The organism is Mycobacterium sp. E2733 (genome assembly GCF_001667585.1).
In the GTDB taxonomy this organism is placed as follows: Bacteria; Actinomycetota; Actinomycetes; order Mycobacteriales; family Mycobacteriaceae; genus Mycobacterium.
Genome location: NZ_LZJZ01000083.1, coordinates 218019 through 243043, shown reverse-complemented (window position 1 = coordinate 243043; position 25025 = coordinate 218019). Strand labels below are relative to the sequence as shown.

Genomic DNA, 25025 nt, shown 5'->3' with positions numbered 1-25025 from the left:
CCGGGGCCCGATGGCCGGTGTGCGCGTGGTCGACCTCACCGCAATGGTGATGGGGCCGTACTGCACCCAGATCATGGCCGACATGGGTGCCGATGTGATCAAAGTCGAACCCCCACAAGGGGATAACACCCGCTACATCTCGGTGGGTCCGGCGCCGGGCATGAGCGGGGTGTTCGTCAACGTCAACCGGGGCAAGCGCAGCATCGTGCTGGACCTGCAAACCGATACCGGAAAGCGCGCGTTGCGCGCTCTCGTCGAGACCGCCGACGTGTTCGTCCACTCGATGCGCGCCAAAGCAATCGCCAAGCTCGGCTTCGGATACGAGGATGTGGCCGCGCTCAACCCGGCGATCGTCTACACCAATTGCTACGGGTATGGGCGCCGTGGGCCCGATCGTGACCGACCCGCCTACGACGACACCATCCAGGCCGAATGCGGCCTGCCGGCCGTGCAACAACAGCTGACCGGTGAGGCCGACTACGTCGGGACCATCATGGCCGACAAGATTGCCGGGCTGACGGCGCTGTACGCGACGACGATGGCGCTGTTCCATCGCGAGCGCACCGGACAGGGGCAAGAAGTCGAGGTCGCCATGTTCGAGACCATGGCATCGTTCATGCTCGTCGAACATGCCAACGGCGCCCTGTTCGACCCGCCCCTAGGCCCCGCGGTGTATCCGCGCACCGTGGCGTCCAACCGCCGCCCGTACCGCACCAGCGATGGCTACATCGCCGCGTTGATCTACAACGACAAGCACTGGAACGCTTTCATCGAAGCCGTGCGCCCGCCGTGGGCAAGCGAGCTGTATTCCACGCTGGAACAGCGCGCCCGCGAGATCGACACCATCTACGGGCTGGTGGCCGAGACGATGAAGGAGCGTTCCACCGCGGAGTGGCTGGCGCTGCTGCGCCAACTCGAGATCCCGGCCGCGCCATTGAACACCCCCGGCGCGCTGTTCGACGATCCTCATCTCAACGCCGTCGGCATGTTCGAGACGGTCGACACGCCGCACGGGCCGGTGCGCTTCCCGGGGGTACCCACCTGGTTCTCGCAGACACCGGGCCGGGTCGCGGGACCGGCACCGGAGCTCGGCGCGCACACCGAAGAAGTGCTCGCCGAAATCAGCGCGAGCAGACACAAAGTCGCCCAAAATCTGCGTCCAGAAGACGATTTTGCGACTGCTCGCGAAGGAAGGGATTTCTAACCATGGGTGTGCCCGTCTACAAGCGCATTCTCGACCTGTTCGAGGCCGAGGGGGTGAATACCCTGTTCGGCATCCCGGACCCGAACTTCGTGCACATGTTCGCCGAGGCCGACGCCCGGGGGTGGTCGGTGGTCGCACCCCATCACGAACTGAGCGCGGGATTCATGGCCGAGGCGGCGTCGCGCATGACGGGTAAGCCGGGCCTGTGCATCGGCACGCTCGGCCCGGGAATGGCCAACATCGCCGGAGCGATCCAGTGCGCGTTGGTGGAGAACTCGCCGGTGATATTCCTCGGCGGCCAGCGCGCCCGCATCACCGAGCGTCGGGTACGCCGCGGACGCATCCAATTCGTCCGCCAGGAACCTCTTTTCGCAGCGTCCGTCAAGTACAGCGCATCCATCGAATACGCCGACCAGACCGACGAGATCGTCCACGAGGCGATCCGGCGGGCCATGTCGGGCACCCCCGGCCCGGCCTACATCGAGTACCCCTCGCACGTCATCCTCGAAGAGCTCGACGTGCCGGATCCGCCGCCGCCCGAGCGGTACCGGCTGGTCAACCAGACCGCGGGTGAGCGCGAGGTGGCCGCGGCCGTCAAGCTGATCCGCGACGCCAAGAGCCCCATCCTGCTAGTCGGCCACGGCGTGCACACCTCCCGCACCCAACAGGAGGTCAAGGAGCTGGCCGAGCTCATGGCCTGCCCGGTGATCCAGACCTCCGGTGGCACCTCGTTCATTCCGGGACTGCAGGACAGGACATTCCCCTACTTGTTCTCCCCGGCCGCCAACCAGGCTGTCGAAGAATCGGACCTTTGCGTCGCGCTGGGAACGGAGCTCGGTGAGCCCATGCACTATGGCCGGACCCAGCACTGGGCCGCCAACAACGCGAACCGCAAATGGGTGATGGTCGAACAGGACCCGACCGCCATCGGCGTCAACCGGCCCGTCGACGTGGCGCTGGTCGGCGATCTGCGCGGCGTGGTGCCGCAGCTGGTCGAGGCGCTCAAGGATGCTCCCCGCAAACCCGCACCCGCGCTTGACGGCCTGATCAAAATGGACGCGAAAGAGTTTGCGGTCGTGGCGGAGTCGGCACCGTCGGGACGCTCGCCGATCCACCCGGCGCGCTACGTCGTCGAGGCCACCAAGGCGTTCAACGAACTCGAAGACGGCATCCTGGTGCGCGACGGGGGCGCAACCGTGATCTTCCAGTGGACCTACTCGCAGACCAAACCGCGTGACGTGATCTGGAACCAGAACTTCGGTCACCTGGGCACGGGTCTGCCCTACGCGGTCGGCGCCTCAGTCGCCGAGGGCGGCAAACGTCCGGTCATGCTGCTGACCAGTGACTCGGCCTTCCTGTTCCACATCGCCGAGCTGGAAACCGCTGTGCGGCAGAACCTTCCCCTGGTATGCGTGGTCGGTGTCGACCACCAGTGGGGCCTCGAGGTGGGCGTCTACAAGCGCACATTTGAGCAACCGTCGCCGCAGCCCGGCGTGCATTGGAGCAAGGACGTCCGGATGGACAAGGTTGCCGAGGGCTTCGGTTGCCACGGTGAGTACGTCGAGAAGGAAAAGGAGATCGGCCCGGCGATCGCTCGCGCCTACGCCAGTGGCAAAGTCGGGGTAGTGCACGTCTGCATCGACCCGAAGGCCAACTCCGAGGAGATGCCGAAGTACGACCGATTCCGCACCTGGTACGCCGAGGGCACCCAGTAAGTAAAGGACGATGGCATGCGTGAATACCTGAAGTTCTACATAGACGGACGATGGGTCGACCCGGTGCGGCCCAACACTTTCGACGTGGAAAACCCGACCACCGAGCAGGTTTCGGGGAAGATCTCGCTGGGGTCGGCCGCCGACGTCGACGTGGCGGTCACAGCCGCCCGGCGAGCGTTCGCCGGCTGGGCGCAAAGCACCCGCGAACAGCGCCTGGACCTGTTGCAGGCCATCCTCGCCGAATACCAGAAGCGCGCTGAGGATCTCGCCGACGCGGTCACCGAGGAAATCGGCGCACCCCCGTCGCTGGCCGCGGGGCCGCAGGTCTTTCTCGGGATCGGTCACCTGACCACGGCCATCGACGTGCTGAAGAACTTCCCGTTCTCCGAACAACGCGGCGCGACGCTGATCGCCAAGGAGCCGATCGGTGTGTGCGGGTTGATCACGCCGTGGAACTGGCCGATCAACCAGGTGGCGGTCAAGGTCTACCCGGCGCTGGCCACCGGTTGCACCGTCATTCTCAAACCGTCTGAGGTCGCGCCGTATTCGCCGTACATCTTCGCCGAGATCCTGGATGCCGCGGGCGTGCCGCCCGGGGTGTTCAACCTGATCAATGGTGACGGCGCGGGCGTGGGTGTGGCCCTGGCGAGCCATCCCGACATCGACATGGTGTCGTTCACCGGGTCCACCCGCGCGGGTGTCGAGGTGGCCAGGAATGCCGCCCCGACCGTGAAGCGGGTGACCCAAGAGCTCGGCGGAAAGAGCCCCAACATCGTCCTCGACGACAGTGGCTTCGCCAAGGGCGTGCGCGCCGGCGTCGCGAACATGATGCCCAATTCCGGGCAGAGCTGTAACGCGCCGTCGCGGATGCTGGTCCCGAATTCCCGCATGGACGAGGCCATCACCATCGCACGCGAGGCCGCTGAGCAGGTCCGGGTGGGCAGCCCCGGCGACGCGACCGCGATCGGGCCGGTCGCTTCCAGGGCCCAGTTCGACAAAGTGCAGCGCCTGATCCAAAAGGGCATCGACGAGGGCGCGACCGTCATCGCTGGAGGCCCCGGCCGGCCGGCCGGGGTGGACAGGGGTTACTACGTGAAGCCGACCGTGTTCGCGAACGTCACAAATGACATGACGATCGCGAGGGAGGAGATCTTCGGGCCGGTGCTGTGCATCGTGGGCTATAACGACATCGATCACGCCGTCGAGCTCGCCAACGACACCGAGTACGGGCTGGCCGGCTTCGTCTCGGGAGACGACCTCGACAAGGCCCGCGACGTGGCCCGCAAGATCCGCGCCGGCTGGGTCACGATCAACCACGCTTTCGACCTGAACGCGCCGTTCGGTGGCTACAAACGCAGTGGCAACGGCCGCGAGTGGAGTGACTTCGGCTTCCACGAATATTTGGAGGTCAAGAGCATCTTGGGCTACGCACCCGACACGTCCGCCCAATAGCGCCCTGGGCCGAAATCCGAACGCGCCGCAGCGGAAAACCGTCGCGTGTCCTCCACTGAATCCTGTGCGCCCACCTCTAGGCTGGCTTGCTGAACTCAACAGGAGGAGCAGCGACGTATCGGCATCAACCATGGCGCCGGGCGAGATGGTAGTTACGGCGCGCTGACAGCAAGCAGCGAGCCGGCCGGGACGAATCCCGCGCCGGCCCGTCGTGCTCGGCCGCCCCGCTGGGTCGTTCCCGTGCGCAGGGCCGGTCGGCTGGCGATCTGGGATAAGCCGGAGCGGCGCAGCGGCATTCCCGCACTCGATGGGTTACGCGCGATAGCGGTCGCGCTGGTGCTGGTCGGACATGGCGGCATCCCCGGCGTGGGCGGCGGATTCGTCGGCGTCGATGTCTTCTTCGTGCTGAGCGGGTTCCTGATCACCTCGCTGCTCTTGGACGAGCTGGGGCGCACCGGCCGTATTGAGCTGACCGGCTTCTGGATTCGCCGTGCCCGCCGGTTGCTCCCGGCCCTGATGTTGATGGTGCTCACCGTGGCGGCGGCCCGCCAGCTGCTTCCCGACCGGTCCCTCACGGGCCTGCGCGACGACGCGGTCGCGGCGTTCGTGTGGATGGCGAACTGGCGGTTCGTCGCCCAGAAGACCGACTACTTCACGCAGGGCGCCCCACCCTCGCCGCTGCAGCACACCTGGTCGCTCGGGGTGGAGGAGCAGTACTACTTCGTGTGGCCGGTGCTGCTGATCGCGGTGACGCTGCTGCTGGCCGCGCGAGCGAGGCGCCGCTTCACCCGGGCCACCGTCGGCGGCGTGCGGTTCGCGACGTTCATCATCGCCACCGTGGGGGCCCTGGCTTCGGCCGCGGTCGCCATGGTGATGGTGTCCGACAACACGCGCGACCGAGTCTATTTCGGCACCGACACCCGCGCGCAGGCGCTGCTCACCGGCGCCGCGGCGGCGGCCCTGCTGGTCCGCGACTGGCCGTCACTCAACCGGGGCTGGTGCCTGATCCGGACCCGCTGGGCCCGGCGCGTCGCGCGCGTTCTGCCGTTCGCCGGCCTGGCCGGCCTCGCGGCCGCGACCCATTACGCCACCGGCAGCAGCGGCGAGTTCCGCCACGGTCTGCTCACCTGGGTCGCGATCGCCGCCGTCCTCGTAGTGGCGCCGGTCGCCCTGGAGCAGCGGGGAGTGGTCGCCCGCATCCTGGCCGCGCCACCCCTGGTGTGGCTGGGGGCCATCTCCTACGGCGTCTATCTGTGGCATTGGCCCATCTTCCTGGCACTCAACGGCGAACGCACCGGCTGGACCGGGCTGCCGCTGTTCGCCGCCCGGTGCGGCGCGACGGTAGCGCTGGCCGCGGTGTCCTGGTGGCTGATCGAGCAACCCATCCGGCGCTGGCGGCCGGCACGGGTGCCGCTATTGCCGCTGGCGGCGGCGACGGTGGCCAGCGCCGCCGCGGTGACCCTGCTGGTGGTTCCGGTGGGGACGGGGCCCGGCCTGCGTGAGGCCGGCCTGCCACCGGGAGTCTCGGCGGTCGCCGCGGTGTCCCCGTCCCCGCCGGGCGACGGCCGCCCGGCCGGTCCCCGGGACCCCAACCGGCCGTTCACCGTTTCGGTGTTCGGCGATTCGATCGGGTGGACGTGGATGCATTACCTGCCACCCACACCGGGATTCGCGTTCCTCGACCACACCGTCATCGGCTGCAGCCTGGTGCGCGGCACGCCATATCGGTACATCGGCCAAACTCTGGAGCAGCGAGCCGAATGCGACGGCTGGCCGATTCGATGGTCGAACCAGGTCAGCCAGGACCAGCCGGACGTCGCGCTGCTGATCATCGGCCGCTGGGAAACCGTCGACCGGGTCAATGAGGGGCAATGGACCCACATCGGTGACCCCACCTTCGACGCGTACCTCAACGGCGAGCTGGAGCGGGCGCTGAACATTGTGAGCTCCACCGGCGTTCGAGTGGTGGTCGCCACCGTGCCGTACAGCAGGGGCGGCGAAAAGCCTGACGGCCGACTGTATCCGGAGGACCAGCCCGACCGCGTCAACCTGTGGAACACCATGCTGCGCAAGACCGTCAGCCACCATCCGAACGTGCAAATCCTGGACCTGAACAAAAAGCTGTGTCCGGACGGCGTTTACACCGCCAAGGTCGACGGCATCAAGGTGCGCAGCGACGGCGTCCACCTCACCCCCGAAGGGGTGAAGTGGTTGACGCCGTGGCTCGAGGAATCCCTGCGTTAGGCCCTAATCCCCGGTGCGGCAGCTGATTTCCATGCTGTCGCTCTCCCGGACCTGGAAATTGAAGCTGACGTAACCGTTCGCGGGATCGCGCACCCGGTTCAGATACGGCTGCATGTCCGCGGCACTGGCGTTGTCGGCGACCACCAACGCCCCCGTCGACAGCCGCGGTTCGAGCAACTCGATCACCGGCAGGTACAGGTCCTTCCAACCGTCCAGCAAGACAAAGTCAATCGGTCCGTCCTGGCCGGCCAGCGTGGTCAGCGCGTCTCCTTCGAGGATGGTGATCACATCATCCAGGCCGGTCTGGGCGAACGTCTGCCGCGCGGCGGCGATCTTGGTGTCGTTGAGCTCGGTCGTCACCACCCGTCCGGCGCCGTTGTCCCGCACCGCCGACGCCAGGTGGACCGCGGAGATGCCGAACGACATCCCGAACTCCACGACGATCCCGGGACGCGTCGCGCGCACCAGGGCGTACAGCAGCCGGCCCGCTTCGGGCGTGACCGGAATGTAGAACTCGCTCATCGCGTCGGCGCGCTCCCGCGCGGTCATCGGCCGGTCGAAGTCGCTGTGCCGCTGACTTAACAGCGACATCTGGTTCTTCGCTTCGGCATACATCCGGTCGAGCACGCTCGCGACCTTTGGATCTTGCAGAGTGATGGCCATGCTGTTGAGGGTAGGCGCCGGCGGCCGCGCGGAGCCGGGAGCGGTGGTGAGCTGGCGTAACGGATATGTCAATCAGTTTGACGGGCCCTGGGCCACGGTGTAGAAAGGGTTTCGCAAGCACCTCGGTAGGTGAGGCGTCTGCATGGACACAGGCCACTGACCCCGAACGTCGAGAGACGCCCCGGGTCAGGACAGCTCTTCCCGGACCCAAGGGTTGAGCCCAAGTGGCTTCCGGACTTCCGGATACGCCGTGCAGTGCCGAAGCTCCGACGAGAGGGGTGCGTCCGCCGGCGCGGCGCCGGCATTTACGCCTCTCCCGTTTCAGGTGAAACGTGATGACACCCGCGTGTGTCGTGGCCGTGAGGAGGTGAGGGCGAGATGAGTCCGGGCGATAGTCCTTATCCGAAATCCGTCTTGTCCGAATCCGGCTCCGGCATTCCTTCCGCCGCCTGAGCTTATCCGGGCGCTAAAGGTTATTCGCGCGCATTGACCTGCCCGCGGTTTGCCATTGCTGCCCCGGCGCCCTGAGCTGAGCCGATCGGACCTCCCCTAAGGAGAAGATCATGGCTTTTGTTGTCACACAGCGCGTTACCGGTCGGACCGGTGCGCGCGGACGGGCGTTGCTGCGGTCGGCCCGGCTGTTGGCCGGCAAGGTGCACGCGCGGACCACCCTGACTCCCCAGGAGCGGGCCAACCTGTACGTGTCGCGGATGCCGATCGCGGTCGTCACGGCCTCGCTGGGCGGGCACGCCTCCACCGGCAACCGCCGGTGACGGGTTCGGCGAGAACACAATGACCACCGCCTCTTCCGAGGCCGTCGGCGCCATCAACGCCGCTGCGCCGACGCATCCCGACGCCGCCCACGCCGGCGACATCATCGGTGCGTTCGGGCGTATCCGGCGTGACGGCGCCGGCGCGCAGGGCGGGCTCTGGCGTCGTGTGCGCACGTTGCTGGTCATCACCGGTCCCGGGCTGATCGTCATGGTGGGCGACAACGACGCGGGCGGCGTCGCGACCTACGCGCAGGCCGGGCAGAACTACGGGATGGCGCTGCTATGGACGCTGACGCTGCTGATCCCGGTGCTGTACGTGAACCAGGAAATGGTGCTCCGGCTCGGCGCGGTCACCCGAGTCGGCCATGCGCGGTTGATCTTCGAGCGCTTCGGCAAGTTCTGGGGTGCGTTCAGCGTCGGTGACCTGCTGATCTTGAACGCGCTGACGATCGTCACCGAATTTATCGGCGTCGCACTGGCACTCGGGTTCCTGGGCTGCCCGAAGGTGATCGCGATCCCGGCCGCCGCCGTCCTGCTGTTCGCGGTGGTCGCCGGCGGGTCGTTTCGGCGCTGGGAGGGACTGATGTTCCTGCTGATCGCGGTGAACGTATTGGTCATCCCGATGGTGCTGTTGGTGCATCCGACGGTGACAGGGATTGCCGGCGGGCTCGTTCCGCGATTCACGGGCGGGGTCAACTCCACCGTCCTGCTGTTGGTCATCGCGATCGTGGGCACCACGGTGGCGCCCTGGCAGCTGTTCTTCCAGCAGTCCAACGTGGTGGACAAGCGCATCACCGCCCGCTGGATGTCCTACGCCCGAGCCGATTTGGTGATCGGGATCGTCGTGGTCATGGTCGGCGCGACGGCCCTGATGGCGGTCGCCGCCTTCGGGATGGCCGGCACCTCCGACGCGGGGCATTTCACCGACGCCGGCGCGGTGGCGGCCGGGCTGTCCAGGCACCTCGGCGGCACGGTCGGGACGCTGTTCGCGGTCATCCTGCTGGACGCCTCGCTGATCGGGGCCAATGCCATCGGGTTGGCCACCACGTATGCCATCGGGGACGCGATGGGCAGGCGGCACTCGTTGCACTGGAAGATCACCGAGGCTCCCCTGTTCTACGGCGGTTACGCCCTGCTGCTCGCGGTCTCGGCGGCGGTCGCGTTCAGCCCCGACCACATCCTCGGTCTGGTGACCCAGGGTGTGCAGGCGCTCGCCGGTGTCCTGCTGCCCTCGGCGACGGTCTTCCTCGTGCTGCTCTGCAATGACCGGGCGCTGCTGGGCCCGTGGGCGAACAGCGTGCCGCAGAACATCGTTGCGTGGACCATCGTGTGGTCGCTGGTGCTGCTGTCGCTGGCGTTGACGGCAACGACATTCTTCCCGGGCCTGTCGACGTCCACCATCGGACCCGGCCTCGCAGTCGGCGCGGCGATCGGCGTCGTCGGCGGCGCTGCGGTCATCATCGCGGGCCGCCGCTATACCGGGCTGCGCGAGGCGGAAGCCGTCGTGCGGACGCTCGGGGGCGGCCTCGACCCCGGGCAGGTCGACGAGCTCGACGACACCCCGACGCTCACCCGCGCAGAGCGTCGCGTCGTGCGCCGGCAGGACCGATTGACGTGGCAGACGCCCAGCCTCGCCGGTCTGGCGCGCCCGGCCATGTCGCCGGCACGCAGGGCGGGGCTGTTCACGCTGCGCGCTTACCTGGTCGTGGCGGTCGCGCTGGTGGTCGTCAAGATCGTGCAGGCCGGCGTGGTTGGACCGGCCGCGTCATTGTGAATCATTAGGCAGCAGAACGATTTTGCCGCGCGTGTGCCGCTTCTCCAGTTCTTCGTAGGCGTCCGCGACCCGATCCAGTGGATAGGTGGCGGCGACCTCGAAATCGATGGTGCCGCTGACGATGAGGCCGGCCATCTCGGCCAGCACCTCCGGGGTCGACGCCTCGGCGCTCCCTTCGGTCTTGGCGCCGACCTCGCCCGCCTTCTGAAAGGAGATGATGGTGTCGATCCGTTCGGGTGCGACGCCGAGGTCGACGGCCAGCTGGACGTACTCGGGACCGAAGAGATCGATGAATGCGTCGATCCCGGTCGGCGCCGCTTCGCGCAGCCGGTCAGCCAGGCCGTCGCCATAGGGGATCGGGATGACGCCATGAGTCCGCAGCCAGTCGGCGTTGCCCGGCCCGGCGATACCGAGTACCCGCGCCGTCCGCAGCACCAGAAGTTGCACGACGAGGCTGCCCACGCCGCCCGCGGCCGCCGAGACGGCGACGGTCTCACCCGGTTGCGGATCCACCGCGCGGACGGCCGCGTAGGCGGTGACGCCGACGACGTAGAGGGAACCCGCTATCTCCCAACTGAGTTGGGGCGGTTTGCGAATCAGCTGACCGACCGGCACCGCGACGTGGGTCGCATGGCTGGATCGGCTGAAGCTGAATCCCAAAACCTGGTCGCCGACCGAGAATTCGGTGACCCCGGGGCCTAGCGCGGTCACGACGCCGGCGAGGTCGCTGCCCTCGCCGGACGGAAACGTCGCGGGAAATATGTCGTGGATGGCGCCGGTTCGGATGGCGGCCTCGCCGGGGTTGATTCCGGCGGCGCGGACCTCGACGACCACCTCCCCGGCCGCGGGGGTGGGCATGCCGATCTCCGCCACGTACAGGACCTCGCGGCCCCCGTACCGGTCGAACCGAACGGCGCGCGCGGTCGTAGCCGTCATGTCGATCTCCTCCCCGCCCGCGGAGACGGCCTCCCACGCCAGCATAGGCACCGCAAAACGGGTACCCAGTCGTCGACGTCCGGGTGGATGTTCGTTGCGCCGCCGGGGCCGGGACGCGGAAGGAACGCCCATGAAGGTACGTCGCATCGGTGTCGCCGGGTGGGCCGTCGCGACCGGCGTCGTGGTCGGCGCGGCGCTCGCGGGTTGCGGCGGCGGCAACAACCCAGCCCCGACGTATTCGAGTTCCGCATCTCCCTCTGTCAGTTCCAGCGTGGCCAGCCCGTCGCCGGGGCAACCGACGGATTACACCGCACTACTGATCAAGCCGGCCGACATCCCCGGCGATCTCACCACCCCCCAGCCACCCGTGCTGAACCCGAACAACGCACCGGGGGTGGCGCAGCTGTTCGCAAGCGCCGACAACAAGCGGCGAATCGGCGACAGTATCCTGATATTCGCGGATCCCGCGACGGCGGCGGCCGAAGTGGAAAGCACCAGGGCCAATTACGGAGGCAAGGTCATCGGTACGTGGCACCCGGTTGACGTCGGCGCAGGCGGAATCATGATCTCCGGTACGTCTCCTGACAATGCGCAAGCAGTGACGGTGTTGCTGTTCAGCGAGGGCAAGGCGCTGGTCAATCTCGAATTTCACAGCGCGCCCGGCGATCCGATCGACCCGGGCATGACAATCGATATCGGGCGCAAGCAGGACGCCGCGATCAAGAAGGGCATGCCCGGCTAGCCCCGTCGCGGCTATACCAGGCCGAGCAACCGCAGATCGAAAGCATACTTGGCGATCAAGTCCGCCGACAGATGCGGAATGCCCTTGTCCGCAACGAGTTTGGCCGCCCGGACCGCGCCGCGGAAGAATCGGTCGGGGCCTGCGCGCCGCGTAGTGGCTTCTCCGGCTTCCGATAAGCGTCCAGCAACGGCAGCACGGACTGTTGGCGCTGCTTGTCCGATAGGGCCCGAAGCGCGGTGGCGAAGCGGCCGAGCCATTCGTCGTAGTCGTCGATCCGCAGGATGTCGTGGCCGTCGGCGATCAGCCAGTCCACGAACACGTCCAGGGAGATGCCGTCATCGTGCGGATTCATCACTTCATAGGAGCGAAACACCCCGGCAAGTTCCGCATCGTCGGCGACCGTTGCGATCTGCTCGCCGAGCGCGGTCACCGCTTCGGCCACGAAGTCGGCGGGCAGCCCGTCGTAGTGGGCGACGGGGCGGCCGCCGGTGCCGGTGGTCTCGTAGAACGACGACTGCGCGATGCCGGTGACAAGCAAGCTGAAGATCAGCCGCGTAAAGGCATCCGGCACGTTCAGCTGACCGGCGTAGCGGCGGTGGGCGAGGATCATGTCGGACCGGAAGACGGCGACGGGCAGCTCGCACAGGTCGTGCGCCTCGCGCAGCAACACCTCGCCGGCCCACTTGCTGTTGGCGTACCCACGGGCCGGTCTTCCGTTCAACCGTTGTGACGGTTGCCACACCGGTGGGCGTCAGGGGCGGAATTTCGCTGGCGCACGGCCAGCATCAGGCGACGACCTGAATGGGATCGCCGACGTTGACCTGGTTGAAGTACCAGGCGGCGTTGTCGGGACTGAGGTTGATGCAGCCATGACTGACGTTGGCGTATCCCTGTGAGTCGACTGACCAGGGTGCCGAGTGCACGTAGACGCCGCTCCAGGTGACGCGAACCGCATAACTGGCGGTGATCTTGTACCCCTCGGGCGAGCTGAGTGGGATGCCGATGGTCCGCGAATCCATGACCACTGTGCGCTGCTTTTCCAGGGCGGTGAAGTTGCCGATGGGTGTGGGTCGGCTGGGCTTGCCCATCGACGCCGGCATGGTGCGCAGCACTTCTCCGTTCCGGCTGACGGTGAAGGTGTGCGCGGAGATGCTGGCGACACCGAGTAACGCGTCACCGGTGTCGAATCCCGTGGTCAGGGCCTGAATGCCCACCGAAACGTGGGTGTGGGGGCGCCAGTACTGGTTCGGCACCCACTGCACGACGTTGTTCTCGACCCACTCGAAGTGTCCGGGCGTGTTGCTCGGCGCTGTGACGTGGATGGACCGCTCGACGGCGCCTCGATCCCTGATCGGAGCGGTGAACGTCACCACGACCGGGTGCGCCACGCCCACCACCGCGCCGTTAGCCGGCAAAACCGCGGCAATCGCCGGGGCGGGCGGTGGCACCGGGACCGACGCGTGGCTGCGGCCGATCGGTGCGACCAGACCCATCGCTGTGATCGCGACCATAACAAATAGATAACGAACACCTCGACGCATAGCGCCCGCCCTTCGAGATGGTGCGATTAACACGACTGTATTCTACCGGCTGTACCCGCATTGCCGCTTTCAGCAAACTTTACGGGCTCGCTGGTCGCCACGATAACGATTCGGCGGCCGAACCGGTTCGACGGTGTCGTGAAGCCAACGCTAAATTGCGCCGCACGCGGGCGCGATCACCCCGTCTTGCGGCGGTTCGGCGCCCGCACAGGCAATTTGGCGGCGGGGTAACCGGACTGGCTCGCGCGCCTGCGACGCGTTAGCCTCGGCAAAGATTCGGGGGCCGAGGAGGTGCGGGTGCTCTTCCGTCAATTGGAGTACTTCGTCGCCGTCGCGCAGGAGCGCCACTTCGCCCGCGCGGCGGAGAAGTGCTTCGTATCCCAACCCGCGTTGTCCGCCGCGATCGCCAAGCTGGAGCGGGAACTGAACGTCACGCTGATCAATCGGGGGCACAGCTTCGAGGGCCTCACGCCCGAAGGCGAGCGGTTGGTGGTGTGGGCCAAGCGGATTCTCGCCGAGCACGACGCCTTCAAGTCCGAGGTGCATGCGGTGCGGTCGGGTATCACCGGCATGCTGCGCCTGGGCACGGTCCCCACCGCCTCGACGACCGCCTCCCTGTTGCTCTCGGCGTTCTGTTCGGCGCACCCGTTGGCGAAGGTGCATATCCTTTCCCGGTTGTCGGGCACCGAATTGTACCGGCGGCTGCGCGAATTCGAACTGGACGCCGCGATCGTGCATGCGGCGCCCGACGAGGGCCACGATGTGAACCTGGTGCCGCTGTATGAGGAGCACTATGTGTTGTTGTCGCCGGCGGACATGCTGGGATCCGCCGCCTCGACGATGACCTGGCCGGAGGCCGCGCAGTTGCCGCTGGCGCTGCTCACGCCCGAGATGCGGGATCGCCAGATCATCGACAAGGCCTTCGCCGACCACGCCATCGAGGTGGCACCGCAGGTCGAAACCGATTCCGTCGCTTCGCTGTTCGCTCAGGTCGCAGCGGGAAGCTGGGCATGCATCGTGCCGCACACCTGGTTGTGGACATCGCCGCTTGGGCCGGAAGTCCGCGCGGTGGAGATGGTCGATCCGGTGCTCAAGGCCGACGTCGCACTGGCCACCAGTTCGGCCGGACCGGGATCACCGATCGCCCGCGCGCTCGCCGCCTCGGCGGCGCAGCTGTCGCTGAACGAGTTCTTCGACGCGCAGCTCTCGCGAATCACCCACCGGCGCTGACCGCCGCCGCACTGGTCGGGTTCAGGCGCGCCAGGTGCCCGCTCTCCACCCCGGCCCCAGGGTCGAGCTCGCAGTCGATGATCGACGGCATCCGCGAGCGGATCGACTCCGACAGCGCCGACTGCAGCTCCGCAGGGGTGGTGACGTGATATCCCTTGCCGCCGAAGGCCTCCGCCAGCAGCTCGTGATGCGCCCGCGCGTTCAGGACCGTCGGCGCCGGATCGAGGTCTGTGGCCGCCGTGTTCGGCGCAACCTCGTCGCCGCGATAGACGCCGCCGTTGTTGAGAATGACGACTGTCACCGGAAGCCGGTAGCGGCAAATCGTCTCGATTTCCATTCCGCTGAAGCCGAATGCGCTATCACCCTCGATCGCGACCACGGGGTCGCCGGTTTCGACGGCGGCCGCGATCGCGTAGCCCATGCCGATGCCCATGACGCCCCAAGTTCCCGTGTCGAGCCGGTGCCGCGGCAACTCCATGCCGATGACGTTGCGGGCCAGGTCCAGCGCGTTGGCTCCCTCGTTGACGACGTAAGTCCCGGGATTTTCCTGCAGAACAGTACGAATCGCGACCAGCGCGTTGTAAAAGCGCATGGGATGCGGGTTTTCGGCCAGGCGTTCCCGCATCTTGGCGTCGTTGCGTGCGATGCGCTCGGCCAGCTCCTCGGTCCATTCCGCGGGCACGGCGACGGGGCGGGCGGCCAGGCCGTCCCGCAGCGCCGACATCACCGAGCCGATGTCGCCGGCCACGGGCGCGGCGATCGGCTGATTGCTGTCGAACTCCGACGGCGCGATATCGACCTGTACGAACTTCGTGTCGGCGGGCCATTGCGGTGAGGCCCCATGGCCGAGTAGCCAATTCAGCCGGGCGCCGACCAGCAACACGACGTCGGCGCGCGCGACCGCAAGCGAGCGCGCGGCCGCCGCCGACTGCGGGTGGGAATCCGGCAGCAGCCCCTTGGCCATCGACATCGGCAGGAACGGAATGCCGCTGGCCTCGACAAAATCGCGAATCACGTTGTCGGCCTGGGCGTACGCCGCGCCCTTGCCGAGCACGATCAACGGTCGCTTCGCCTGCGCCAGCACCTGTAGCGCGTGCTCGACCGCGTCGGGCGCCGGCAGCTGCCGGGGTGCGGGGTCGACGATCCGCCAGATCGTGTCCGCGCTGGCCGCGGCGTCCATCGCCTGCCCCAACACATCGCCGGGGATGTCGAGGTATACGCCGCCGGGACGGCCGGAGATCGCCGTGCGGATGGCACGTGCGACGCCGCGCCCGATGTCCTCGATCCGGCCGATCCGATAGGCCGCCTTCGCGAACGGCCGGGCGGCGTTGAGCTGGTCGATGTCCTGGTAGTCACCGCGTTGCAAGTCCACCAGCGCCCGATTGCTGGAGCCCGAAATCTGAATCATCGGGAAGCAGTTCGCGGTGGCGTTGGCGAGCGCCGGCAACCCGTTGAGGAAACCGGGCCCGGACGTCGTGAGGCACACGCCCGGCCGGCGGGTCAGGAATCCCGCGGCGGCGGCGGCATTGCCGGCCGAAGTCTCCTGCCGGAAGCCGATGTAGCGGATGCCCGACGCCTGCGCGACGCGGGCGAGGTCGGTGATGGGGATGCCGACGATCCCGTAGATGGTGGTCACGCCGTTGGCCTTGAGCGCATCCACCACCAGGTGAAAGCCGTCGATCAAACGCGTGGGCTGCTGCGCCCGGCCGGGAGATGCCGAAACTGCGGTCATGGTGCCGACTCCTCGTCTGTGGTCGGAGCTGAAGTAAAGCCTCCGCCCCTACTGTGACCCGGCCGCCCGGCGGGTGTCCAAGACGGAGCCGCTATGCCGCGATTCACGCCGTCTATCGGCGCCGGCCAGCCGGGCTCGATCGCGTCGATAGCCGACGGTTATCGGTCGTGAGTGAATCGGTATTGGACGCGCGGACGGGCACGGGGCATGGTTCGAGCAGGTGGACGACAACGGGAGAAGGAGCGCGGCGATGAAATCCGAGGCGATCATCGGCGGCCGTGTCACGGCGGACGTGCCGGGCCCACGCATCGCGGATCTGGTCGAGGAGGCGGCGCGCCGGTCCCCGGGGGCGCCCGCGCTCGTCGTCAGCTCCGCCCGGACACCGGTCAGCTACCGCGACCTGACGCGGCTGGTGGACGACCTCGCCGGGCAACTGAAGCGGGCCGGGCTGCGGCCGGGCGATCGCGTCGCGCTGCGCTCCGGAAGCAACGCGGAATTCGTCGTCGGACTGTTGGCGACTTCGCGGGCCGACCTGATTGCGGTCCCGCTGGACCCGGCCCTTCCCGTCGGTGATCAGCGCGCCCGCAGCGAGGCGGTGGGCGCCCGGGCCGCGCTCATCGACGGCGACGCGCCCGCCGACCAAGGGGAACCGGGCCTGCCGTGGTGGCCCCTCGCGGTGACGGAAAGCGGGCCAACGGTGCACTTGGATGTGACCGGCGCTCCCGCGCAACATGTTTCGACGCCAGAGGGTCTGCGCAACGACGACGCCATGATCATGTTCACCGGCGGCACCACCGGGATGCCGAAGATGGTCCCCTGGACCCGGGGTAACGTCGCCGCATCGGTGCGGGCCATCATCGCCGGATACGGGCTCGGCCCCGGGGACGCCACGGTGGCGGTGATGCCGCTCTACCACGGTCACGGCCTGCTCGCAGCGCTGCTGGGGACGCTGGTGTCCGGGGGAGCGGTGTTGCTGCCCGCGCGCGGACGGTTCTCGGCCCACACCTTCTGGGACGACATCGAGTCCGTCCGCGCCACCTGGTACACGGCGGTCCCGACGATTCACCAGATCCTTTTGGAGCGGGCCGAAACCGACCGACCGGGCGACGCCGCATTGCGGTTCATCCGCAGCTGCAGCGCCCCCCTCACGGCCGAAACGGCGCAGGCGCTGCAGGACACGTTCTCTGCCCCGGTGGTGTGCGCCTTCGGCATGACCGAAGCCACCCACCAGGTCGCCACCACCGAAATCGGTCACACCGAAAACCCGGCTGCGACACCAGGTCTCGTCGGCCGCTCGACGGGACCGGAGATCAGAATCGTCGGGCCCGACGGCCGGCCCGTGCCCGCGGGGGAGGTCGGTGAGGTCTGGCTGCACGGACCGACCGTGGTCCGGGGCTACCTCGGCGACCCGGCGATCACCGCCGCCAATTTCACCGACGGGTGGTTGCGCACCGGCGACCTGGGAACGCTGTCGGCGGCCGGTGAACTGATCATCCGTGGGCGGATCAAGGAACTCATCAACCGGGGCGGGGAGAAGATCTCCCCCGAACGCGTCGAGGGCGTGCTGAGCAGCCACCCCGACGTGCTGGAGGTGGCCGTCTTCGGGGTGCCCGACAAGCTGTACGGCGAGACGGTGGCCGCGGTGATCGTTCCCCGTGGATCCGCCGCGCCGAGCGTGGACGAACTCGCCGCTTTCGCCCGCGACCGGCTTGCCCCCTTCGAGGTGCCGGCCAGTTTCCGGCAGGCGGCGGAGCTACCGCACACCGCGAAGGGATCCCTGGACCGCCGCGCGGTCGCCGAGCGATTCGCGTCCTGACCATTCTTCCGCGCTCAGACGGTGGCCTTCACCCGGGTGGCCGCGGTTTCCGGCATCGGTTCGTAGCGGGCGAAGGCCCGGGTGAACGACGCCGCCCCGTGGGCCAGTGAGCGCAAGTCGATGGCGTAGCGCGTCAACTCCACCTGCGGTACCTCGGCTTTGACCAAAGTTCGTTCGTGGCCGACGGTGTCGGTACCGAGCACGCGGCCGCGACGGCCCGACAGGTCGCCCATCACCGCACCCACGAAATCGTCGGGCACCAGCACCGAGATTTCGTCGATGGGCTCGAGCAGGCTCACCTTGGTCGCCGCGGCCGCCTCGCGCAGCGCGAGGGAGCCCGCCATCTGGAACGCGAAATCCGACGAATCCACGCTGTGGGCCTTGCCGTCGAGCAGGGTTACCCGGATGTCGACCACGGGATAGCCGGCGTGCACGCCCTTCTCCATCTGCGCGCGCACGCCCTTCTCCACGCTCGGGATGAATTGGCGCGGTACCGCCCCCCCGACCACCTTGTCGAGGAACTCAAATCCGGAGCCTTCCGGCAACGGCTCCACTTCGATGTCGCACACCGCGTACTGGCCGTGCCCGCCGGACTGCTTGACGTGGCGGCCGTGGCCTTTCGCCTTGCCGCCGAACGTTTCTCGCAGCGGCACCCGCAGTTCCACGGTGTCGACCGTGACGCCGTACCGGTTGGCCAGCGCGTCGAGGACGACGCCGGAGTGGGCTTCGCCCATGCACCACAACACGATCTGGTGAGTTTCCTGGTTCTGCTCGATCCGCAGCGTCGGGTCCTCGGCGGCCAGCCGGCCCAGCCCGACCGAGAGCTTGTCCTCGTCGGTCTTGGCGTGCGCCTGAATCGCGACCGGCAGCAGGGGCTCGGGCATGGTCCACGGCTTCAGCACGAGCGGTTCGGCCTTGTCCGAGAGGGTGTCGCCGGTTTCGGCCCGGCTCAGCTTGCCGATCGCGCAGATGTCGCCCGCCACCACCGCCGGTGCGGGCCGCTGCTGCTTGCCGAGCGGGAAGGACAGGACTCCGATGCGCTCGTCTTCGTCGTGGTCGGGGTGCGTGCTGCCGTTCCCGTTGACCGCCCCGAAGAACGACGCAAAATGGCCCGACACATGAACCGTCGTGTCGGGCCTGATGGTCCCGGAGAACACCCGGACCAGGCTGACCCTTCCGACGTAGGGGTCCGACGTCGTCTTCACCACCTCCGCGAGCAGGGGTGCGTCCGCATCGCAGGTCAGCGTCGCGTGCGGGGCGCCCTGCGGCGTAAACACCTCCGGGAGTGGATGTTCCATCGGCGACGGGAATCCGCGCGTCGCGACCTCGAGCAGTTCCAGGGTGCCGACGCCGGTGCTGCTGCACACCGGGATCACCGGGAAGAACGACCCACGGGCGACGGCGCGCTCCAGGTCCTCGATGAGCACCGCTTCGTCGATGGACTCGCCGCCGAGGTAGCGATCCATCAGCGATTCGTCCTCCGATTCTTCGATGATGCCTTCGATGAGGGTCCCGCGAGCCTCCTCGATCCGGTCGGCGTCGGACGGATCGGGTGGTTGCGTGGTCCGCTTGCCGTCGGCGTAGTGGTAGAGGGTCTGCGACAGCAGCCCGATCAGTCCTTCGCAGGACGGCAGCCCGGTCGGCAGGTACAGCGGTAACACCTTGTCGCCGAACGCGTTCTGCGCGGCGGCCAACGCTTCGGAGTAGTTGGCCCGGGTGTGGTCGAGCTTGGTGATCACCACGGCGCGGGGCATGCCGACCTGATCGCATTCCTGCCATAGCGATTTGGTGGGTTCGTCGACACCCTCGTTGGCCGCGATCACGAACAGCGCGCAGTCCGCGGCGCGCAGGCCGGCCCGCAACTCGCCGACGAAATCGGCGTACCCCGGGGTGTCGACCAAATTGATCTTGATGCCGTCGTGCGCCAGGGAGGCGACGGCAACGCCGACGGACCGCTGCTGGCGGATCTCGGCTTCGTCGTAGTCGCAGACTGTGCTGCCTTCGGTGACCGAACCCGCTCTGGTCAGCACCCCACCGGCAACCAGCAGCGCCTCGACCAGGGTGGTCTTGCCGCCACCCGAGGGCCCCACCAGGACGATGTTGCGCACGTCGCCGGGACCGTTCGCGATGGGGGCGGCCGCCGCGCCCTGGGAGGCATTCGCTCTGTCCGCCATGACCTTCCTCCAGTTCTCCCCGGTGGCATCGCCGGCGGGTGCGCCCAGCGTGATGTGTCCTAGCTCACAGGGGTCTACAGGCAACTTTTCCCCCAACCGCGGCCCAACACAAGGCCGCGGGAGGGCCACATTTGCCAGGGCCTTGAGGGTAAGGAAGCGTCGTCCGTCAGACGTGCCAGCTCGACCAGCGGCGAACCGCGATCGCGATCACCGGTCCGTCCAACGGAACCGATTGGTACTGAGGGTATTTGGCACGCAGTAGCCGGTATGCGGACTCGATCGTCGGCCCGCTCGTATGGACGCTCGCCGTACCGTCGGCCCGCACCCACCACAGCCGTGTCCAGTCATCGGCGTAATGGTCGACGAGCAGGCTCACGTGGGGGTTCTCTGCAATGTTCGCCAGCCGCCGCAGCCGCCGCGTCGTCTTGGGTTTCGCGTCGACGGCGGTGTAAACCACGTCGGGCGCGTCGTCAGTGGCCGCGAACACCACCGGCACCAGGTGGGGGAGGCCGTCGGGCGTGATCGTGGCCAGTCGGGCCACCGGGGATCGGGTGAAGCTGGCCTTGGGGTCGAATTCGCCCACCGTGTCAGCGTAGGCCGATCGGAACCTTGCCACTGCCGTGAATAGCTACCTGCATTACGGTTATATACACATAATTGTGCCGCCCAGAACCGCAAGGCCGGGACAGTTTGGTGTTTACCGCGAAGCAGGAAGGGTGTCGGATGAGCAAATCGCACCACCGCTCGGTCTGGTGGTCATGGTTGGTCAGCGTGCTGGCTGTGGTCGGACTGGGCCTCGGTTTGGGCACCGTGCCTGCGGGCGCAGCGCCGTTCCCTCAACCGCAGGCGCCCCTCGACCCCGCCGCGTTGGTCGGCCAGGTGGGGCCGCAAGTGGTCAACATCAGCACGAAGTTCGGCTACAACAACGCGGTCGGCGCCGGAACCGGCATCGTCATCGACCCCAACGGTGTCGTGCTCACCAACAATCACGTGATCTCCGGTGCGACGGATATCAGCGCGTTCGACGTCGGCAACGGGCAGACGTACGACGTCGACGTGGTCGGCTACGACCGCACCCAGGACATCGCGGTGCTACAGCTCCGCGGCGGAGCCGGGCTTCCGACCGCCGCGATCGGGGGCGGCGTCTCGGTGGGTGAACCGGTCGTCGCGATGGGCAACGCCGGCGGCCAGGGCGGAACGCCCAGTGCGGTGTCCGGCAAGGTCATCGCGCTGAACCAGTCGGTCTCCGCGACCGACACCCTGACCGGCGCCAACGAATCGCTGGGCGGGCTGATCCAGGCCGACACACCGATCAGGCCCGGCGACTCCGGCGGTCCGCTGGTCAACAGCGGCGGCCAGGTCGTCGGTGTGAACACCGCCGCCACCGATAACTACAAGATGTCAGGCGGCGGGCAGGGCTTCGCCATCCCGATCGGCAGGGCGATGGGCGTGGCGGGGCAGATCAGGTCGGGCGCGGGCTCCAACACCGTGCACATCGGCCCGACCGCGTTCCTCGGCCTGGGCGTGACCGACAACAACGGCAACGGCGCCCGCGTCGAGCGGGTGGTCACCAGCGGCCCCGCGGCGGCGGCCGGGATCTCCCCCGGTGACGTCATCACCGGGGTTGACAACGTCGCGATCACCGGCGCCACGTCGATGACGGAAGTGCTCGTCCCGCACCACCCCGGCGACAACATCACGCTGCGCTACCGCTCCGCCGGGGGCGGCGACCGCACCACGAACGTGACGCTGGCCGACGGCCCTCCGGCCTGATCCTCACCTCGACGATGCCCGGCGGCTGGCCAATTCCCTTGGTGCCGAGCTTGTTTCGTCACATATCGGCGGGTGTGATTCCGAATGTCACGCCTCGGGTACCCGTGGCATCGTGGATTTGATGAACGACGCAAGAGAAGCTGTCGAGCACCATCCCGCAGGGGGCAGCCACGTCCAGGGCGGTGTCGTCGAGCACCCCGATTCCGATGACTTCGACAACGCCGCCGCGCTGCCCACCGACCCGACGTGGTTCAAGCACGCCGTGTTCTACGAGGTGCTGGTGCGGGCGTTCTTCGACGCCAACGCGGACGGGTCGGGCGACCTGCGCGGGCTCCTCGGACGCCTGGACTATCTGCAGTGGCTGGGCATCGACTGCATCTGGCTGCCGCCCTTCTACGACTCGCCGCTGCGCGATGGTGGTTACGACATCCGGGACTTCTACAAGGTGCTGCCCGAGTTCGGCACGGTCGAGGATTTCGTAGCGCTGCTCAACGCCGCGCACGAGCGGGGCATCCGGGTCATCACCGATCTCGTGATGAACCACACCTCGGATTCACACCCCTGGTTCCAGGAGTCGCGGCACGACCCCGATGGTCCGTACGGCGACTTCTACGTGTGGAGCGACACCAGCGAGAAGTACACCGACGCCCGGATCATCTTCATCGACACCGAGGAGTCCAACTGGACTTTCGACCCGGTGCGCAAACAGTTCTACTGGCACCGGTTCTTCTCGCACCAGCCGGACCTGAACTACGACAACCCTGCCGTGCAGGAAGCCATGATCGACGTCCTGCGCTTCTGGCTGGGCCTCGGCATCGACGGATTCCGGCTGGACGCGGTGCCCTACCTGTTCGAGCGGGAGGGCACCAATTGCGAGAACCTGCCCGAGACGCACGCCTTCCTCAAGCGCGTCCGCAAGGTCATCGACGACGAGTTTCCGGGCCGAGTGCTGCTGGCCGAGGCCAACCAGTGGCCGGCCGACGTCGTCGAGTACTTCGGCGAGAGCAGCACCGGCGGCGACGAATGCCACATGGCGTTCCACTTCCCGCTGATGCCGCGCATCTTCATGGCGGTTCGCCGGGAGTCGCGGATTCCGATCTCGGAGATCCTGGCGCAGACGCCGGAAATCCCCGAGATGGCGCAATGGGGAATCTTCCTGCGCAACCACGACGAGTTGACGCTGGAGATGGTCACCGACGAAGAACGCGACTACATGTACTCCGAGTACGCCAAGGATCCGCGAATGAAGGCGAACGTCGGGATCCGGCGCCGCCTGGCGCCGCTGCTGGACAACGACCGCAACCAGATCGAACTGTTCACCGCGCTGCTCCTGTCGCTGCCCGGCTCGCCGGTCCTGTACTACGGCGACGAGATCGGCATGGGCGACGTCATCTGGTTAGGTGATCGCGACGGTGTGCGCACCCCGATGCAGTGGACGCCGGACCGCAACGCGGGGTTCTCCAAAGCCAACCCTGGCCGGCTCTACCTGCCGCCCAGCCAGGACTCCGTCTACGGCTACCAGGCCGTCAACGTGGAGGCCCAACGTGACACCTCCACGTCGTTGCTGAACTTCACCCGCGTGATGTTGGCGGTGCGGCGCCGCCACGACGCCTTCGCGATCGGCACATTCGAGGAGTTGGGCGGCTCGAACCCGTCGGTGCTGGCATTCGTGCGCCAGGTGCCCGACGACGGCGACACGGTGTTGTGCGTCAACAACCTGTCGCGGTTTCCGCAGCCGATCGAACTGAATCTGCAGCACTGGAGCGGTTGCACGCCGGTGGAACTGACCGGGCATGTCGAATTTCCGCGGATCGGGCACCTGCCCTATCTGCTGACGTTGCCGGGCCACGGGTTCTACTGGTTCCAGCTGACCGCATGTGAGGAGGACTCTCGTGACTGAGCCAGCCAAGTTGCCGTGGTCGGACTGGCTCCCACAGCAACGGTGGTACGCCGGACGCAATCGGGAACTGACCTCCGCCGAAGCCGCCGTGGTCGTCCCGCTGCGGGAGGACCTCGACCTGGTGCTGGTCGACGCCCAGTACACCGACGGCTCGTCCGAGCGCTACCAGGTGATCGTGCGGTGGGACGCCGCGCCGGTCTCCGAGTACAGCACCGTGGCCACCATCGGCGCGGCCGGCGACCGCACGGGCTTCGACGGCCTGTACGACACCGACGCGCCCCAGTTCCTGTTGTCGTTGATCGACTCGTCGGCCGTTCGTACCGCGTCCGGCACCGAGGTGAGGTTCCTCAAAGAACCCGACGTCGTGCTGCCGCTGGAGGCGCTGCCACACGTCTCCGACGCCGAACAGAGCAATACCAGCGTCATCTTCGACCGCGACGCGATCTTCAAGGCGTTTCGCCGGGTCAGCACCGGCATCAACCCGGACGTCGAACTGAACCGCGTGCTGGGGCGCGCCGGTAACCCGCACGTGGCCCGGCTGCTGGGCACCTACGAGATGGCGGCGCCGGACGGCACCGCCGATGCGGCGTGGCCGCTAGGCATGGTGACGGAGTTTGCGTCCAACGCCGCGGAGGGGTGGGCGATGGCCACCGCGAGCGTTCGCGACCTGTTCGCGGAGGGCGACCTGTATGCGCACGAGGTCGGCGGCGACTTCGCCGGCGAATCCCGGCGGCTCGGCGAGGCCGTGGCGTCCGTGCACGCCACCCTGGCGGAGTCCTTGGGAACGGCGCAGTCGGCCTTCCCGGTCGACACCGTGCTGGCACGACTGTCGTCGACCGTGGCGAAGGTGCCCGAACTGCAGGAGTACGCGGCGACCATCGAGGAGCGATTCTCCAAACTCGCCGGCCAGACGATCACCGTCCAGCGGGTACACGGGGACCTGCACCTCGGCCAGGTGCTGCGCACGCCCGAAAGCTGGCTGCTCATCGATTTCGAGGGTGAACCGGGGCAGCCGCTCGAGGAGCGCCGGGCGCCGGACTCATCGCTGCGCGACGTGGCCGGTGTGCTGCGGTCGTTCGAATACGCCGCGTACGGACCCCTGGTGGACCAGGCGGCCGACAAGCAATTGGCCGCCCGCGCCCGGGAATGGGTCGAGCGCAACCGGACCGCGTTCTGCGAGGGCTACGCCGCCGCGTCGGGCACCGACCCGCGCGATTCGGCTGCGCTGCTGGCCGCCTACGAACTCGACAAGGCCGTGTACGAGGCAGGCTATGAGGCGCGGCACCGGCCCGGCTGGCTGCCGATCCCGCTGCGCTCGATCGCCCGGCTCACCGCCACCTAGGGAGATCGTCCGCG

The 25025-nt window shown here is 67.7% G+C and carries 18 protein-coding genes, 1 pseudogene and 1 riboswitch; of the genes and pseudogenes, 12 read left to right on the top strand and 7 right to left on the bottom strand.

All coding sequences use genetic code 11. From position 1 onward, the window contains the following. The first annotated feature begins 10 nt into the window (after nucleotides 1-10). From A5678_RS14595 to A5678_RS14580, 4 genes are all read left to right on the top strand, one after another. Entirely contained in the window at nucleotides 11-1204 is a 1194-nt protein-coding gene (locus A5678_RS14595; RefSeq protein WP_068043633.1) for a CaiB/BaiF CoA-transferase family protein, read from the top strand. 2 nt (nucleotides 1205-1206) lie between these two features. After that, nucleotides 1207-2919 carry a thiamine pyrophosphate-binding protein gene (locus tag A5678_RS14590; protein WP_068043433.1) on the top strand — a complete coding sequence of 571 codons (1713 nt, stop codon included), beginning with the start codon at nucleotides 1207-1209 and terminating at the stop codon, nucleotides 2917-2919. Nucleotides 2920-2934: 15 nt separating this feature from the next. Further along, nucleotides 2935-4371 carry an aldehyde dehydrogenase family protein gene (locus tag A5678_RS14585; RefSeq protein WP_068043431.1) on the top strand — a complete coding sequence of 479 codons (1437 nt, stop codon included), beginning with the start codon at nucleotides 2935-2937 and terminating at the stop codon, nucleotides 4369-4371. Between the two features lie 240 nt (nucleotides 4372-4611). Continuing rightward, nucleotides 4612-6615, top strand: coding sequence for an acyltransferase family protein (locus A5678_RS14580; protein ID WP_068043429.1), 2004 nt, complete (start codon nucleotides 4612-4614; stop codon nucleotides 6613-6615). Between the two features lie 3 nt (nucleotides 6616-6618). On the opposite strand, the gene A5678_RS14575 is transcribed toward A5678_RS14580, so the two are convergent. Further along, the gene (locus A5678_RS14575; RefSeq protein ID WP_068043427.1) at nucleotides 6619-7278 is read right to left on the bottom strand and encodes an O-methyltransferase; all 660 of its coding nucleotides are present in this window, start codon (nucleotides 7276-7278) and stop codon (nucleotides 6619-6621) included. Nucleotides 7279-7392: 114 nt separating this feature from the next. Next, a riboswitch (M-box (ykoK) riboswitch) is annotated at nucleotides 7393-7563 on the top strand. Between the two features lie 278 nt (nucleotides 7564-7841). On the opposite strand from A5678_RS14575, the gene A5678_RS14570 reads away from it, so the two are divergent. Beyond that, entirely contained in the window at nucleotides 7842-8051 is a 210-nt protein-coding gene (locus A5678_RS14570; RefSeq protein ID WP_068043425.1) for a hypothetical protein, read from the top strand. Between the two features lie 19 nt (nucleotides 8052-8070). Beyond that, nucleotides 8071-9825, top strand: a complete 1755-nt coding sequence (locus tag A5678_RS14565) for an NRAMP family divalent metal transporter (RefSeq protein WP_068043423.1) — start codon at nucleotides 8071-8073, stop codon at nucleotides 9823-9825. Here A5678_RS14565 and A5678_RS14560 read toward each other — a convergent pair. Further along, nucleotides 9817-10761: an NADP-dependent oxidoreductase gene (locus A5678_RS14560; RefSeq protein ID WP_068043631.1), complete on the bottom strand. Its 945-nt coding sequence runs from the start codon at nucleotides 10759-10761 to the stop codon at nucleotides 9817-9819. The genes A5678_RS14565 and A5678_RS14560 overlap by 9 nt on opposite strands. Before the next feature lie 130 nt (nucleotides 10762-10891). On the opposite strand from A5678_RS14560, the gene A5678_RS14555 reads away from it, so the two are divergent. After that, nucleotides 10892-11503, top strand: a complete 612-nt coding sequence (locus A5678_RS14555) for a hypothetical protein (protein ID WP_068043422.1) — start codon at nucleotides 10892-10894, stop codon at nucleotides 11501-11503. Nucleotides 11504-11514: 11 nt separating this feature from the next. Here A5678_RS14555 and A5678_RS14550 read toward each other — a convergent pair. Together A5678_RS14550 and A5678_RS14545 are read right to left on the bottom strand one after the other, a co-directional pair. Then, a pseudogene (locus tag A5678_RS14550) lies at nucleotides 11515-12203 on the bottom strand (SDR family oxidoreductase); the annotation flags it as partial. Between the two features lie 85 nt (nucleotides 12204-12288). After that, a complete protein-coding gene (locus A5678_RS14545; RefSeq protein ID WP_068043418.1) occupies nucleotides 12289-13044 on the bottom strand; it encodes a L,D-transpeptidase in 756 nt (251 codons plus the stop codon). Between the two features lie 297 nt (nucleotides 13045-13341). Here A5678_RS14545 and A5678_RS14540 point away from each other — a divergent pair, with 297 nt between their 5' ends. Next, nucleotides 13342-14274 carry a LysR family transcriptional regulator gene (locus A5678_RS14540; protein ID WP_068043628.1) on the top strand — a complete coding sequence of 311 codons (933 nt, stop codon included), beginning with the start codon at nucleotides 13342-13344 and terminating at the stop codon, nucleotides 14272-14274. On the opposite strand, the gene oxc is transcribed toward A5678_RS14540, so the two are convergent. Next, nucleotides 14258-16006: an oxalyl-CoA decarboxylase gene (gene oxc, locus A5678_RS14535; RefSeq protein WP_068043417.1), complete on the bottom strand. Its 1749-nt coding sequence runs from the start codon at nucleotides 16004-16006 to the stop codon at nucleotides 14258-14260. The two genes, A5678_RS14540 and oxc, sit on opposite strands and share 17 nt — an antisense overlap. Nucleotides 16007-16256: 250 nt before the next feature. Here oxc and A5678_RS14530 point away from each other — a divergent pair, with 250 nt between their 5' ends. After that, nucleotides 16257-17822, top strand: coding sequence for a FadD7 family fatty acid--CoA ligase (locus A5678_RS14530; RefSeq protein ID WP_068043415.1), 1566 nt, complete (start codon nucleotides 16257-16259; stop codon nucleotides 17820-17822). A gap of 14 nt (nucleotides 17823-17836) precedes the next feature. On the opposite strand, the gene A5678_RS14525 is transcribed toward A5678_RS14530, so the two are convergent. Together A5678_RS14525 and A5678_RS14520 are read right to left on the bottom strand one after the other, a co-directional pair. After that, entirely contained in the window at nucleotides 17837-19996 is a 2160-nt protein-coding gene (locus A5678_RS14525; RefSeq protein WP_068043412.1) for an elongation factor G-like protein EF-G2, read from the bottom strand. Nucleotides 19997-20162: 166 nt separating this feature from the next. Then, nucleotides 20163-20579 carry a TIGR03668 family PPOX class F420-dependent oxidoreductase gene (locus tag A5678_RS14520; RefSeq protein WP_068043410.1) on the bottom strand — a complete coding sequence of 139 codons (417 nt, stop codon included), beginning with the start codon at nucleotides 20577-20579 and terminating at the stop codon, nucleotides 20163-20165. 140 nt (nucleotides 20580-20719) lie between these two features. Here A5678_RS14520 and A5678_RS14515 point away from each other — a divergent pair, with 140 nt between their 5' ends. The 3 genes from A5678_RS14515 (at nucleotide 20720) to A5678_RS14505 (ending at nucleotide 25011) form a co-directional block, all read left to right on the top strand. After that, nucleotides 20720-21769, top strand: a complete 1050-nt coding sequence (locus A5678_RS14515) for a S1C family serine protease (protein ID WP_068043408.1) — start codon at nucleotides 20720-20722, stop codon at nucleotides 21767-21769. Between the two features lie 121 nt (nucleotides 21770-21890). Then, entirely contained in the window at nucleotides 21891-23669 is a 1779-nt protein-coding gene (treS, locus tag A5678_RS14510) for a maltose alpha-D-glucosyltransferase (protein WP_068043626.1), read from the top strand. Then, nucleotides 23662-25011 carry a maltokinase gene (locus A5678_RS14505; protein WP_068043406.1) on the top strand — a complete coding sequence of 450 codons (1350 nt, stop codon included), beginning with the start codon at nucleotides 23662-23664 and terminating at the stop codon, nucleotides 25009-25011. Before treS ends, A5678_RS14505 begins: the two co-directional genes overlap by 8 nt. Nucleotides 25012-25025: the final 14 nt, after the last annotated feature.